Raw genomic sequence first — 14,195 nt, 5'->3', positions numbered from 1 at the left:
GCTCAACGCTTGAGCAACGCCCAACTGCCAATCACCGCCGGTATGCCCAGCCCGACCCAGCTCAACGAATCCCAAAGCCCATCTCCCAACAATGCGGCAAATAAACCCGCCGCGCTGAGCAGGCCAATCCCCAGGGGAATAAGGAATACCTTCCAGAAGTTCGACTGCCGAGGCTTCATGATTTAGCCGCCTTGCGCCGCACCAGCCACAGATACACGCCACTGCCCAACACGATGATGGTCAGCACATCCAGCACCGCCCAGAGGATCTTCATCGGCATGCCGCCGTAGTCACCAAAGTGCAGTGGTTGGGACATGCCCATGGCGTCCATGTACCACGGCCGTTCGGCGATGGCGGTGACGGACAGGCTGCTGGCGTCGATCAATACCGGAGTCAGCAGGTGCGAGGTCAGGTGGGTGCTGCCCTTCATGAACACTGCGTAATGGTGCTCGCTGGAAAAGCGCGTGCCGGGGAAGGCGATAAAGTCAGGCGCCATGCCGGGGGCGGCCTTCTCGGCGATCTTCAGCAGGTCGGTGGCCGGTGCGCGCAGCGTCAGCGGTGGGGCGTTTTTGTACGGTTCGATCATCGCGCTCAGGCTGTCCGTACGCCACGCGGCGATGATCAGGTCGGCGCTGGCGCTGATCACGCCGGTCACACCCACCACCAAGGCCCAGGTCAGGGTGACCACGCCGATCAGGTTATGCAGGTCGAGCCAGCGCAGGCGGGTGGATTTGTCCTGGCGCACCGTGGCGAACTTCAAGCGGCGCATGAACGGCAGGTACAACACCGCGCCGGAAACAATCGCCAGCACAAACAGAATGCCCATGAAGGCCAACAGTAACTTGCCCGGCAGACCCGCGAACATATCCACATGCAGGCGCAGCAGGAACATCGTCAGCCCGCCGTTGGCCGACGGCGTTTCCACCGCTTCGCCGGTGCGTGCATCGAGCATGAACGTATGGGACGAATTGGGCTCGGTCCCGGCCGTGGCGGCCATGATCGCGATCACACCGTTCTTGTCGTCCTCGTCCCAGGCCAGGTACTGCATGGCTTCGCCCGGGCGATGGGCTTGGGCTTTAGCCACGAGCTGTTCGAGGTTGAGCTGCGGCGTGTCGGCCGGCATTTCCTTGAGTTCGGGTTCGTTGCCCAGCAGGTGATCGATCTCGTGATGAAAGATCAGCGGCAAGCCGGTCAGCGCAAGCATCAGCAGGAACACAGTGCACACGAGGCTGGTCCAGGTGTGGATGAAGGACCAGCGGCGGATGGTTTTGCTTTTCATTTCATTGCCTTCAGACAAACCAAAGCCGCCCCCTTGGGACGGCCTGGTTGTTAAATCAGCCGATTACCACTGATAGGTGGCACTGGCGACCACGCTGCGTTGATCGCCGTAGTAGCAGTAGAAACCGTCACAGGTGGAAATGTAGTCCTTGTCAAACAGATTGGTGGCGTTCAGCTTCACCGAGGCACCTTTGAGGCTGTTATCCAGGCGTCCGAGGTCGTAGTGCACCGAGGCATCGAACACGGTGACCGCGTTGGCTTTGCCCAGCCAGGTGTTGCCCTGATCACCATAGGTATTGCCGGTGTAACGGGCGCCGGCTCCGATGCCGAAGCCGTCGAGTACTCCGCTGTGCCAGGTGTAATCGGTCCACAGAGAGGCTTGTTGATTGGGCATCAGTTGCAGACGGTTACCTTTGTAGTCGCCTTTTTGCACTTCGGATTTGGCCAGGGTATAGGCGGCGATAATCTTCAGGTTTTCGGTTACGTCGGATATGGCTTCCAATTCCAGGCCTTTGACCTTCACTTCGCCGGTCTGGCTGGTGATCGGAATGTTTGCCACTGTGGTCGTGACGGAAACATTTTTCTGGGTCAGGTCATAGATCGCCGCACTCAGGAGAGTATTCGAGCCAGGAGGCTGGTACTTGATCCCCAGTTCCCATTGTTTACCCTCAGTCGGTTTCAACGACTCTGTAGGTGATGCATTGGCGTTGCTTGCGGGCTGGAATGATTCGGCATAGGACAGGTACGGCACAAAACCGGAGTCGAACACATAGCTGAGGGCCGCGTTGCCGCTGAAGTTCTTGCTACGGTCGGTGTTGGTGATGTCGTTCTTGTTGAAGTAAGTGGTGCCCTGATGCACCCAATCCTCGCGGCCACCCAGGGTCAGGCGCCATTTATCCAGAGCCATCTGGTCTTGGATGTAGAGCCCGGTCTGGATGGTTTTCTGGTTGTAATCATAGTAGGCCGTGGACCTTGCCGGACGGACGATCGGCTGACCGTAGATCGGGTTGTTGACGTTGGTTTTCAGCCCGTCGCCGAAAATAGAAGTGTAAGTGGTGTCGGTGCGTTGATGATCCAGGCCGATCAGCAAGGTATGCGTGACGGCGCCGGTGGCGAAGTCAGCCTGGAAATTGTTGTCCAGCGCCAGTTGGCCAATGTCCTCGTCAACATTGGTAGACGTACGGCCAACATTGCCTTGGTCGTCAACCAAAGTGTAAGGATAGGAGCCCACGGTTAGTTGCTGGAAGGACAACTCCGATTTGGTGTAGCGCAAATTCTGCTTGAACTGCCAGACATCGTTGAAGCGATGCTCGAAGGCGTAGCCCAGTGCGTAGTAAGTGCGGTCGTAGTATTCGTAGTCCGGGTCGCCCAGGTTCTTGTGATGGGAGATATCGCCGAGGGGCGATTTGATCTTGGTGCCTTGTATCGGCAGGAACTGACTGGTGGCACCGGTATCGTCGCGAGTGAACTGCGAAAGCAAGGTCAGCTTGGTATCGGTATCAATATTCCAGGTCAAACTGGGGGCAATGTTGTAGCGCTTGTTGTCGATATGATCGACCTGGGTGCCGGCATCGCGTACGACGCCGCTGATGCCATAGAGAAACTGACCTTCATCATCGATCTTGCCGGTGCTGGCGAAGTTGATCTGGCGATAGTTGTCACTGCCGTACTGCACCTGAATGGCACTGCTCGACTCCGCGCTGGGACGCCGGCTGACCATGTCCAGCAAACCACCCGGTGGGGTCTGGCCGTACACCGATGAGGCTGGACCACGTAGCAGCGCGATACGATCAAGGTTCCAGGTTTCTGCTTTCGGGTTGGCGTACACACCTCTAGGCAGCGGAAGGCCGTCGAGGAACTGCGTCGGTTCGAACCCGCGCACACGCATCCAGTCGTAGCGAGTATCACTGCCGTAGCTGGCGGAAACGATGCCGGGCATGTACTTGACGGCGTCATCGAGGTTCTGGACGTTACGGTCCTGCATCTGCTCGCGGGTGGCGACGGAAATCGAACGCGGGGCTTCAACCAGTGCGGTATCGGTCTTGGTGCCGGCAGCGGTGCGCGTCGCCAGATACCCTTCGACGGGTCCCCATGCACTTTCAAGATCTCCCTGGCCCGTAATGTTGGTCTCCGGCAACGAAACCACACCTTCCGGAATCGCCACCAGGCTGAACGTCCCCGCACTGCTCTGTTCCAGTTGCAACCCGGTGCCATTCAAGGCTTCACGCAGCGCACCCGGTGCATCGAACTGGCCCTGGACCGGTGCCGAGGTTTTCCCTGAGGCAAGCGTCGGATTAAGGGTCAGCGCGAGGCCCGCCTGGCTCGCAATCTGGTTCAGCGTGCTGGCCAACGGTGCCGACGGCAGGTTGTAGGCGCGTACGCTGGACGCCTGTTCGGCGGCGATCAACTGGGTGCTGGCCAGCGGGGCGCTGAGGGCAATCGCCACGGCCAACAGGCTGGGGCGCAACAGGGTGTCTAGCGAGCGGGACATGGGCGGCTCCTGAATGGAAGTAATTCGCAATTGCCTATGTGCCGAACGAGAATCAAAAAGTGATAGGGCCAGATGAAAATAATTTCTCATCGGAAAAACATACGTTGCGTAGCAGCTGTCGAGCGCCAGCGAGGCTGCGCCAGGCGCGCTATTGATCTTGAACCGAGCCGTGTCCTACGAGCTGCTACGCAGGGCAACCCTAACCCACTCAAGACGGTATTTACGGTTGTGTGGGGGTTCTTGCGGTGACGGTCACCCACCACGGTGTGTGCTGCTCGATCTGCACCGGCAGGGTCGGTAACAGTGCACTCAACGCCAGATCGGTGTCGTGCAACGGGAAGCTGCCGGTAATCCTCAAGTCTGCTACCTGCTTGTCTACGCCCAGATGCCCGGTGCGATAGCGCCCCAGTTCCTCGATCACGTCCCCTAGGCGGGCGTTATCTACCACCAGCATGCCGCGGGTCCAGGCATCGCTGCCGGGGGTGACGGCCAGCATCGGGCCGAGGCCGTCGCTGCGCATCAGCACTTGCTGGCCTTCCTTGTAGATGTGCTCCTGGTGCAACGCTTGCGGCTGGGCGGCGACGGCCGATTGCAACACGCTGAGCCGCGTGCCGTCGTCCTCGCGCTTGACGATAAACCGCGTGCCCAGCGCTCGCAGGCTGCCTTCGCGGGTTTCGACGATAAACGGGCGGGCGTCGTTGTGGCCGGTCTCGACGAGGATTTCGCCTTCCTGCAACACGATCAGCCGGCGCTTTTCGTCAAAACGTACGTCGATGGCGCTGTGGGTATTGAGGTTGATCACCGTGCCATCCGCCAGTTTCAGCGTGCGTTGTTCGCCGGTGGCGGTGCGTTGGTCGGCCAGCCAATAGTTGATCGGTACGTAACGTTGGCCGGCGAACAACGCCAGACCGGCCACCAGCACCACACTGGCCAGGCCGCTGCCGAGTTTGCGCACGCGCCGGCGAATGCCTTCGCGTGACTGCAACAAGGCAGCACGCGCCGGACCGGAGGCCACACTGAAACGCTGGTCGAGCATGCCCAGTTGGCGCCAGGCGCGGGCGTGTTCTTCGTCGCTGCCCAGCCATTTATCGAACTCTTCGCGCTCCACGGCGTTGCCGTCACCCGAATCCAGGGACAGTTGCCAGGCAATCGCTGCATCTAGAACGCGCGCCGACACCGGTTTGGAACTGACCTGACTCACAGTGGCTCGCCATACAGCGCGATGTAGCACTGGCGAATCCCCTGGGCCAAGTATTGCCGTACCCGAGGCACAGACACGCCGAGGCGTTGGGCGATTTCGGCATGGCCCATGCCATCGACGCGGTTATAGAGGAAGGCGGCGCGAGCCTTGCTGGAGAGTTTGCCCAGCAGGCGGTCGATGGCCTTGAGGTCTTCGAGGATCAGTTGTTGTTCTTCCGGGGACGGTTGCTCGCTTTCCGGGATCAGCATCAGTTCGGTGAGGTAAGCCTGTTCCAACGCGGCGCGACGGAAGTAGTCGAACAACAAGCCTTTGGCGATGGCCACCAGAAACGCCCGGGGCTCGCGAGGTTCGTGTAATTCTTCACGGCCCAGCAGGCGCATGAAGGTGTCCTGGCTCAGGTCTTCGGCACGGCTGGGGCAGGCCACATTGCGTCGCAGCCACGCCAACAGCCAGCCACGATGGTCGCGGTATAACGCGCCAACAAGCTCACTGTGCGGATTTTGGGCTGACGACAAGGCATCACCGATCGGGAAGTTTAAACTAACGAGAATTATTCGCGATTGTGTCAGAGGTGCGGGGTGGTGGCAATTAGCGTTGGTCGGGTATCGGCTAACTGGGCACCCTTGTTGTGGCGAGGGGGCTTATTGTGGTGAGCGGGTTTTATTGTGGTGAGCGGGTTTTATTGTGGTGATTGGGCTTGTTGTGGCGAGCGGGCTTGCCCGCGTTGGGCTGCGCAGCAGCCCTAAAACCTGCCATCTCGGTCTACCTGAAAGAGCTCAGAGGTCCGATTGGGGCTGCTTCGCAGCCCAACGCGGGCAAGCCCGCTCGCCACAGGGTTGTGTTTAACCGCTTAAAAAGAGGGTGCCTGCTTGCGGCGCTTCCACTGGCTCAACCGTTGCTGCAGCGCCAACGGACTGTCCATCTGCTGCTGCCGCGCCCGGCTGAACAAAATCAACATCAATTCCGCCGTCGCCAGCGCATCGGCGCTGGCGTGATGACGCTCTCCCACTTGCAGCGTGAAATGCTCGATCCAGTCATCCAGCCCGGCTTCACGAATAGTGGCCTCGGGGCACAGCAGCGGGGCGATGTCGGCTACATCGAGAAACGGGTGGGCAAGTCGATAACCCAGACTGTCCTTGAGCGCCCGCCCCAGCATGTGCTGATCGAACGGCGCATGAAACGCCAGCAACGGGCTGTCGCCGACAAACTCCATGAAGTCCATCAGCGCTTGCGCAGGATCGCAGCCAGCGGCGATGGCGCTGGGGCCCAGGCCGTGGATCAATACACTGGGGTTGAGCTTGGTCTCGGCTCGATGCAGGGTGCGCTCGAAGAGTTGTGAAAAGTCGACGGCACCGTCCTCGATCACTACGGCGCCAATGGACAGCACCTGATCACGGTTGAGGTTCAGGCCGCTGGTTTCCAGGTCCACCACCACCCAACGCTGGTCCCGCAACGAACATTCGCCCAGCTCTCGTGGCCTGGGCAATTGCTCGACACGCCGCTGTTGCACCGAATCCAGGCCAGGCTTGGGTTTACGCAGCCAACTGAACAGGCTCACAGCTGATACCGAAAGGTCAGGCTGCTTTGCAGGCGTTGGGCCTGACGCAGGGACTCTCGCAAGATACGCCGGTCCAAGTGGTTGAGGCTGTCGGGGTCGACGCGGTTGGAGTAGGGCTGATTCTCGCGGGTTTGCAGTTGGTGCTGCTGCATGCGGGTTTGCTGGATAAAGTGATAGGCCTCTTCATAGGCCGCGCCGTCCAGACGCTCGATGACTTCCTTGGCCACCAGTTGGCGCAAACGCTCCAGGGTGTTGTTGGCGCTGATGCCGTTGGCCAGCGCCAGCAGACGGGCGCCATCGACGAAAGGCGTGAGGCCCTGGACCTTGAGGTCGAGGGTGGCTTTTTCCGAGCCTTTGCGCGTCAGTACGAAATCACGGAAGCGTCCCACCGGCGGGCGCTGGCGCAAAGCGTTCTCGGCCATCATGCGTTGGAACACACGGTTATCCGCCACCTGGTCGAGAATTCCTTGGCGCAACTGCTCACACCCTTGCTCATCGCCCCAGACCACGCGCAGATCGAAGTAGATACTTGAGCCCAGCAGGTTCTCCGGAGTTGCCTCGCGAATAAACCCGGCAAACCGCCGTGCCCATTCTGCGCGAGACAGGCACAGCTCCGGGTTGCCGGCCATGATGTTGCCCTTGCACAGGGTAAAGCCGCACTGCGCCAGGCTCTGGTTGATGTGCTGCGCCAGAGGCAGCAGACGAGCGCGAATCGCGGCGGCTTCGGCAGCATCTTTGGCCTCAAACAGGATGCCGTTGTCCTGGTCGGTGTACAGCGTCTGCTCGCGGCGGCCTTCGCTGCCGAAACACAGCCAACTGAACGGCACGCCGGGGTCGCCCTTGTCCGCCAGGGTCAACTCGATGACGCGGCACACTGTGTGATCGTTGAGCAGGGTGATGATGTGGGTGATCTGGGTCGACGATGCACCGTGGGCCAGCATGCGCTCCACCAGTTGGCCGATTTCGCCACGGATCGCCACCAGGTTTTCCACTCGGAGCGCGTTGCGAATGGTCCGGGCCAGGTGCACCAGGTCCACCCGTTGCAGGGAAAACAGGTCACGCTCGGAGACCACGCCACACAGGCGCTGGTCCTTGACCAGGCAGACGTGGGCGATATGCCGTTCGGTCATGGCAATCGCCGCATCGAACGCGCTGTGATCCGGCGTCAGGAAGAACGGCGCCTGGGTCATATGGCGCTCGATACGCTGATTGAAATCGCTGGTGCCGTCGGCCACCACCTGACGCAGATCCCGCAGGGTGAAAATCCCCAGGGGTGCCTTGTGCTCATCCACCACCACGATGCTGCCGACTTGTTGCTCATGCATCAGCGTCACGGCTTCGCGCAGAGGCGTCAGTGGGCTGCAGGTCACCGGGTGCCGCATAGCCAGATCACCCAGGCGGGTGTTCAGGGAATATTGCGTGCCGAGGGTTTCCACGGCTTTTTGCTGGACTTGCTGATTGACCTGATCCAACAGGCTGCTCACCCCGCGCAGGGCGAAGTCGCGAAACGGGCTGGAGAGTGCAAACAGTTTGATAAAGGCCGGTTTGTTCAGTTGCAGGCAGAAGGTGTCTTCGGCGGCTTTATGCTCGGTGCGGGTTGCCCGCTCCCCTAACAGTGCGGCCAGGGGGAAACATTCTCCGGTGGTGATTTCGAAGGTGGTTTCGGCCGAGTCCGCTCGCTCGCCGACCACGCGCCCCTGTTTGACGATATAGAAGTGCTCTACCGGGCCGCCGGACGGTTTGAGAATGCTCTCGCCGGGGCTGTAGAAGCGTAATTGGCACTGTTCGACCAGAAACGCCAGGTGGGCATTTTCCATCTGATTGAACGGCGGGAAGCGTTGCAGGAATTGCAGGGTGCCGTGGATGTTCTGCAGCACAGCGGTTTTTCCCGCTTGTGCGAAAGCATCAGCTTTACTCATAACCATGATCGCAGTGTTTTTGTCGTTTTCGTCCTGCATGGTCGGCTCCTGCGCGATGGGTGCCCATTGGACGTAAGTCTAGGTAGCGACTACACCATTCACGACTAGGGAAAAACCTTACATGAATATCGTCCAAACCCTGTAAAGCGCCCACTAGGAAAACTTTCCGACGAAGTGCACATTGAGCGCCCTTCTGGTGATGTCTGACGAGTGTGCTGGGAGATTGACTAGAACTGCCGAGAGACGTATGTCCGACCACGATATTTTGAGTGATGCCGAGCGCGAGGCGCTGAGCGCCGTGATGCTCGAGCCCGATTTACCGCCACAACGTGTTTTGATCGTGGACGACGACAAGGACGCACGCGAACTGCTGGCGGAGATTCTTGGTTTGGATGGTATTCGCTGCATGACTGCCGACAGTGGCGAGGCGGCGTGGGATTTGTTGAAAACCAGCAGTTCTATCGGCTTGCTGATCACTGATCTGCGTATGGAGCCGAGCAACGGGCTGCAATTGATACGACAGGTACGCGGCTCCCCCCGGGCGGCGCTGCCGATCATCATCATGTCCGGGGATGCGGAAGCCCCCGACGTCATCGACGCCATGCACCTGAGCGTGGTTGATTTTCTGCTCAAGCCGATTGACAGCGTGAAGCTGGCGAAGATGGTGAAGCGGGAGTTGGGGATGGCGCCTTAGGCGGATTGCCGTTGGTCTGATCCCATCAAGACCTGTCAATTCTGACAGTGGCGGAAGGTTGAACTCGAGTTGTTTACTGGTTGGGAGAGTGCTGGTCGGGGATCAGCGCCTTATTGGCCTGTGAACAGGAGTTCGTCATGAGTAATAAACAGTTTCCCATCAGTGATGAAGAAATAAAAAAACATAAGGTAGCTGGCAAAGCAGACATCAAAGTTTCTATCGGGAAGGAAGTTCATCTGTATCCGGTGCAGGATATTTTTGGGTATCTGTCCTGGAGTGGCCTCGATGGTGAATGGCCCACTAGCATCCGTATTCACTATGGCAGCGATTTGAAGGCAGGCTCTCATACATTTGAGGCCTCGGACCTGAGGCTGACGTATCGGGACCAGCACGGTCACGAGCGCTTTCGGCCAACATCAGGAAAAGTTCATGTAGTTGTTGAACGCCCAGAGTTCGGTACTGACTTCAAGCACATCGGCAGCTTGGAAGACGTGGCCTATAGCGATGAAGAGCCCACCATACGACTCAATGGCACATATACAGTCTCGTCCGAATCGCATTAAGTCTGTCCTCTCCAAAAGGGCCCCAGGTCTTTCGACTTGGGGCTTTTCACTTTCAGCACTTATTCACAGACCATTCTTAGCCTTGAACTCCCGACGCCGACGATGCAACACCGGCTCGGTATATCCATTTGGCTGCTTGGTGCCTTCAATCACCAGTTCCACGGCCGCCTGGAAGGCGATGTTGCTGTCGAAGTCCGGAGCCAGCGGACGGTACAGGGCATCACCGGCATTCTGCCGATCCACCACCGGCGCCATGCGCTTGAGGCTTTCCAGCACCTGGGCTTCGTTGACGATGCCGTGGCGCAGCCAGTTGGCGATCAACTGGCTGGAGATACGCAGGGTGGCACGGTCTTCCATCAGGCCGACGTCGTTGATGTCCGGCACTTTCGAACAACCCACGCCCTGGTCGATCCAGCGCACCACGTAACCGAGGATGCCCTGGGCGTTGTTGTCCAGTTCGTTGCGGATTTCTTCGTCGGACCAATCGGTGTTTTTGGCCAGAGGAATGGTCAGGATGTCGTCCACCGAAGCGCGGTCGCGCTTGGCCAGTTCGGCCTGGCGGGCGAACACGTCGACCTTGTGGTAATGCAGCGCGTGCAGTGCGGCAGCCGTCGGCGACGGTACCCAGGCGGTGTTGGCGCCGGCCAGCGGGTGAGCAATCTTCTGCTCCAGCATGGCGGCCATCAGGTCGGGCATGGCCCACATGCCTTTACCGATCTGTGCGCGACCTTGCAGGCCGGTGCTCAAGCCGATATCGACGTTCCAGTTCTCGTAGGCGCCGATCCATTTTTCAGCCTTCATCGCCGCCTTGCGCACCATCGCCCCGGCTTCCATGGAGGTGTGGATTTCATCGCCGGTGCGGTCGAGGAAGCCGGTGTTGATGAACACCACGCGCTCGCTGGCCGCCTTGATGCAGGCTTTGAGGTTGACCGTGGTACGGCGCTCCTCGTCCATGATCCCGACCTTGAGCGTATTGCGCGGCAGGCTCAGTACTTCTTCAATGCGGCCGAAAAGCTCGTTGGTGAACGCGGCTTCTTCCGGGCCGTGCATCTTCGGTTTAACGATGTAGACCGAGCCGGTGCGGCTGTTCTTGCGGCTGTTGTTGCCATTGAGGCTGTGGATCGCTGCCAGGCTGGTCAGCAGGCCGTCGAGGATGCCCTCCGGCACTTCGTTACCGTCTTTGTCGAGGATCGCGTCGATGGTCATCAGGTGACCAACGTTGCGCACGAACAACAACGAGCGGCCGTGCAGAGTGACGTCCTTGCCATCGACACCGGTGTAGGTGCGGTCAGCATTCATGGTACGGGTGAAGGTCTTGCCGCCCTTGGCCACATCTTCGGCCAGGTTGCCTTTCATCAGGCCGAGCCAGTTGCGGTAGATCACCACTTTGTCATCAGCATCGACGGCGGCGACGGAGTCTTCGCAATCCATGATGGTGGTCAGCGCGGCTTCCATCAGGATGTCTTTGACGCCGGCAGCGTCGGTCTGGCCGACCGGGGTGCTGGCGTCGATCTGGATTTCGAAATGCAGGCCGTGGTTCTTCAGCAAGATGGCGGTCGGCTTGGCGGCGTCGCCCAGGAAACCGATCAACTGGGCATCGTTGCGCAGGCCGCTGTTGCTGCCGCCCTTGAGACTGACGACCAGTTTGCCGTCGACAATTTTGTAGGCGGTGGAATCAACGTGGCTGCCAGCCGTCAGCGGCGCAGCTTCATCGAGAAAGGCGCGGGCGAAGGCGATAACCTTGTCGCCACGGACCTTGTTGTAGCCCTGGCCTTTCTCGGCGCCGTTGGCATCGCTGATGGCATCGGTGCCGTACAGCGCGTCGTACAGCGAGCCCCAACGTGCATTGGAGGCGTTGAGGGCGAAACGGGCATTCATCACCGGCACGACCAGCTGTGGGCCGGCCATGCGAGCAATTTCGTCATCGACGTTTTGAGTCGTGGCCTGGAAATCGGCGGCTTCTGGCAGCAGGTATCCAATGTCTTGCAGGAAGGCCTTATAGGCCACCGGATCATGCGCCTGGCCGGCGTGGGTCTGGTGCCAGGTATCGATCCGCGCTTGGAAATCGTCGCGTTTGGCGAGTAGGGCTTTGTTCTTCGGCGCCAGGTCGTGGATGACCCTATCAGCGCCGGCCCAGAACTGGTCGGCGGTGAGGCCGGTACCGGGAATGGCTTCGTTGTTCACGAAGTCGAACAGGACTTTGGCGACCTGCAGGCCACCGACTTGAACGTGTTCAGTCATTGCTTGCCTCACTCTGCGGAGCTTAATTCGCTTTTCAGCTTTCTCAATTTACCAATGAAGCCTCGGCCATTTAAACCACAAACCCTGGGCACCAGTACATGCCATAGATGGCGGCTGGGTGGTTCCAATCAACGGCACAGGCCTTGCTGACGGGGTGTTCGAGGTTACTACGGCGTCTTGGCAGACATCGACCTGACGTTATGTAGTGCGCGCTGCGGCATACTACATGATGAGTTGCGGTTGTGAAAATTAGACTAAATACGTCGTTTAGCGACCCACTTTGGCTATCCGGTCACAGTGGGGTATTGGATGTTCTCAAAAAACTATTGGATTGTTCCAGATAAATATAAAAATGGTACACGATTTGTTTTAAAGGCCAGCCATTGGCAGGGACCTATACTCGCTGATCAACCACCAAAAAGAGGGCTGACACCATGGACCATCTCGTACTCACCGTCATCGCAGCGGACAAACCGGGCGTGGTTGAACGCATCGCTCAGTGCATTGCCTCCTTTGGTGGCAACTGGTTGGAAAGTCGTATGGCCCACATGGCGGGGCAGTTTGCGGGGATCTTGCGCGTGAGCATGCCCGTTGAGAACCGTAAGGACCTGATCGAGGCGCTGGAGGATTTATCGACCCATGGCATTCGCGTCTTGCTGGGCGAAAGCAGTGCTGCCGTTGGCAGTGAGTGGCAACCCATTGCCATGGAACTGGTGGGCAATGACCGTCCGGGGATCGTCCGCGATATCACAGCGCTGCTGAGCAAGCAGGGCGTCAACCTGGAACGTTTGATCACCGATGTACGCCCGGCACCCATGAGCAGCGACCTGTTGTTCCACGCAGAGGCTTTGCTGGCGGTGCCGCTGACCTTGCCGCTGGAAACCTTGCAGGCGGCCCTGGAAACCCTGGCAGACGACTTGATGGTGGAGTTGGAGTTACGCAGCGAGGAGTAACGCTTCACAGAGGTTATGCATGGAAATCTTGCATGGGCCTGTGGATAACCTGTAGAGACCCGGCGCCAGGCCACGCCCGCCGGGGCTCTGCTTTAGTTGAACAAAAAACGAGCAGTTTCAAGGGCTTGTGCACAAACGCCGGGGATCAGCTTGTGGATAACCTTGGGGTGGATGTCTGCAAGCCAGGTGGGCTATGGCTTGCAGAGATTTGTACGTTATTTGATCAGCGTTTGCGTATCGTCAGCCAGGCGTCGATGCTGTAGACCACCAGGCCGGCCCAGATAAACAGGAAGGCGATCAGCGTACTCGGCGCCAGGTGTTCATTGAACAGCAGCACTGCTTCCAGCAGAACCAGGGTCGGCGCCACGTATTGCAGGAAGCCCAGGGCGGTGTAGGGTAAATGCCGGGCGGCGGCGTTGAAACACACCAGCGGGATCAAGGTCACCGGGCCTGCGGCCACCAGCCACCAGGCTTCGGACGTGCTCCAGAACTCCATTTGCGCACTGTGGGCTGTCGGGTTGAACAACAACCAGGCGACGGCAATGGGCACCAGCATCCAGGTTTCCACCACCAGCCCAGGCAACGCCTTGACCGGTGCTTGCTTGCGGATCAAACCGTAGAAACCAAAGGTCAACGCCAGCACCAGTGATACCCACGGCAGGCTGCCCACTTGCCACACCTGTTGCGCGACACCCAATGCCGCCAGCCCCACGGCCAGCCACTGTAGACGGCGCAGGCGCTCGCCCAGGATCACCATGCCCAGCAGCACGTTGACCAGCGGGTTGATGTAGTACCCCAGGCTGGCTTCGAGCATGCGCCCGTCGTTCACCGCCCACACATAGGTCAGCCAGTTGGCCGCGATCAGGGTGCCGCTCAGCGCCAGAATCGCCAGGCGCTTGGGGTTATCCCGCAGTTCACGGAACCACCCCGGGTGTTTCCAGACCATCAGCAGCAAGCCGCCGAACAGCGCCGACCACAGCACGCGATGGACGATGATTTCTGCGGCGGGGACGCTGGCAATGGCTTTGAAGTAGATGGGGAACAGGCCCCAGATGATGTAGGCGCTCAGGCCCAATATGTACCCGCGACGGGGGTTGGCGGCTTGCATGCAGAATCCTTGCTTAGGCAGCTAACAAAGCCACGATTGTAAGGATATTTGTCAGACAAGAGTCACGCATTTTTTGATTTGTAGCGGCGGTCCTGCGGACACGCAACGCAGCAGCGGCTACAGGGAATGTGTCGATCACCTGTAGCCGCTGGCGCAGCCTGCGATCGGCTGCGCAGCAGTCGCCAGGAT

General features: G+C 59.4%; 12 protein-coding genes. 3 read left to right on the top strand and 9 right to left on the bottom strand.

The genetic code is table 11. The features are described from left to right. Positions 1-2: 2 nt before the first annotated feature. The 7 genes from J7E41_RS27290 to J7E41_RS27260 all read right to left on the bottom strand — a co-directional run bounded on the left by J7E41_RS27290 (position 3) and on the right by J7E41_RS27260 (position 8,447). Positions 3-179 (bottom strand): DUF4175 domain-containing protein, encoded by a 177-nt coding sequence (locus J7E41_RS27290; RefSeq protein ID WP_214997342.1) that lies wholly within the window; start codon positions 177-179, stop codon positions 3-5. Next, the gene (locus J7E41_RS27285) at positions 176-1,279 is read right to left on the bottom strand and encodes a PepSY-associated TM helix domain-containing protein (protein ID WP_214997341.1); all 1,104 of its coding nucleotides are present in this window, start codon (positions 1,277-1,279) and stop codon (positions 176-178) included. Before J7E41_RS27285 ends, J7E41_RS27290 begins: the two co-directional genes overlap by 4 nt. Before the next feature lie 63 nt (positions 1,280-1,342). After that, positions 1,343-3,769, bottom strand: coding sequence for a TonB-dependent siderophore receptor (locus tag J7E41_RS27280; RefSeq protein WP_214997340.1), 2,427 nt, complete (start codon positions 3,767-3,769; stop codon positions 1,343-1,345). A gap of 220 nt (positions 3,770-3,989) precedes the next feature. Beyond that, a complete protein-coding gene (locus J7E41_RS27275; RefSeq protein ID WP_214997339.1) occupies positions 3,990-4,970 on the bottom strand; it encodes a FecR domain-containing protein in 981 nt (326 codons plus the stop codon). Next, positions 4,967-5,485: an RNA polymerase sigma factor gene (locus J7E41_RS27270; protein ID WP_214997338.1), complete on the bottom strand. Its 519-nt coding sequence runs from the start codon at positions 5,483-5,485 to the stop codon at positions 4,967-4,969. The genes J7E41_RS27275 and J7E41_RS27270 overlap by 4 nt, the downstream gene beginning before the upstream one ends. Positions 5,486-5,820: 335 nt before the next feature. Further along, entirely contained in the window at positions 5,821-6,528 is a 708-nt protein-coding gene (locus J7E41_RS27265; protein ID WP_214997337.1) for a 3'-5' exonuclease, read from the bottom strand. Further along, positions 6,525-8,447, bottom strand: a complete 1,923-nt coding sequence (locus J7E41_RS27260; RefSeq protein ID WP_353049436.1) for a putative nucleotidyltransferase substrate binding domain-containing protein — start codon at positions 8,445-8,447, stop codon at positions 6,525-6,527. The genes J7E41_RS27265 and J7E41_RS27260 overlap by 4 nt, the downstream gene beginning before the upstream one ends. 247 nt (positions 8,448-8,694) lie before the next feature. Between J7E41_RS27260 and J7E41_RS27255 the strand changes: the two genes are divergently transcribed. Next, the gene (locus tag J7E41_RS27255) at positions 8,695-9,141 is read left to right on the top strand and encodes a response regulator (protein WP_214997336.1); all 447 of its coding nucleotides are present in this window, start codon (positions 8,695-8,697) and stop codon (positions 9,139-9,141) included. Between the two features lie 137 nt (positions 9,142-9,278). Next, complete coding sequence (locus J7E41_RS27250; protein WP_169356710.1) at positions 9,279-9,704, top strand: hypothetical protein; 426 nt, start codon at positions 9,279-9,281, stop codon at positions 9,702-9,704. A 63-nt stretch (positions 9,705-9,767) separates the two neighbouring features. Here J7E41_RS27250 and J7E41_RS27245 read toward each other — a convergent pair whose 3' ends face one another. After that, complete coding sequence (locus J7E41_RS27245) at positions 9,768-11,945, bottom strand: malate synthase G (RefSeq protein ID WP_214997335.1); 2,178 nt, start codon at positions 11,943-11,945, stop codon at positions 9,768-9,770. Positions 11,946-12,379: 434 nt separating this feature from the next. On the opposite strand from J7E41_RS27245, the gene J7E41_RS27240 reads away from it, so the two are divergent. After that, positions 12,380-12,898, top strand: a complete 519-nt coding sequence (locus tag J7E41_RS27240) for a glycine cleavage system protein R (RefSeq protein WP_214997334.1) — start codon at positions 12,380-12,382, stop codon at positions 12,896-12,898. Positions 12,899-13,121: 223 nt separating this feature from the next. On the opposite strand, the gene rarD is transcribed toward J7E41_RS27240, so the two are convergent. Beyond that, a complete protein-coding gene (gene rarD, locus J7E41_RS27235) occupies positions 13,122-14,006 on the bottom strand; it encodes an EamA family transporter RarD (protein ID WP_214997333.1) in 885 nt (294 codons plus the stop codon). Positions 14,007-14,195: the final 189 nt, after the last annotated feature.

The organism is Pseudomonas fluorescens, assembly GCF_018614655.1.
GTDB lineage: Bacteria > Pseudomonadota > Gammaproteobacteria > Pseudomonadales > Pseudomonadaceae > Aquipseudomonas > Aquipseudomonas fluorescens_BX.
Note: the sequence above shows the minus strand (reverse complement) of the source record. Positions and strands in the feature narration are given on the sequence as shown.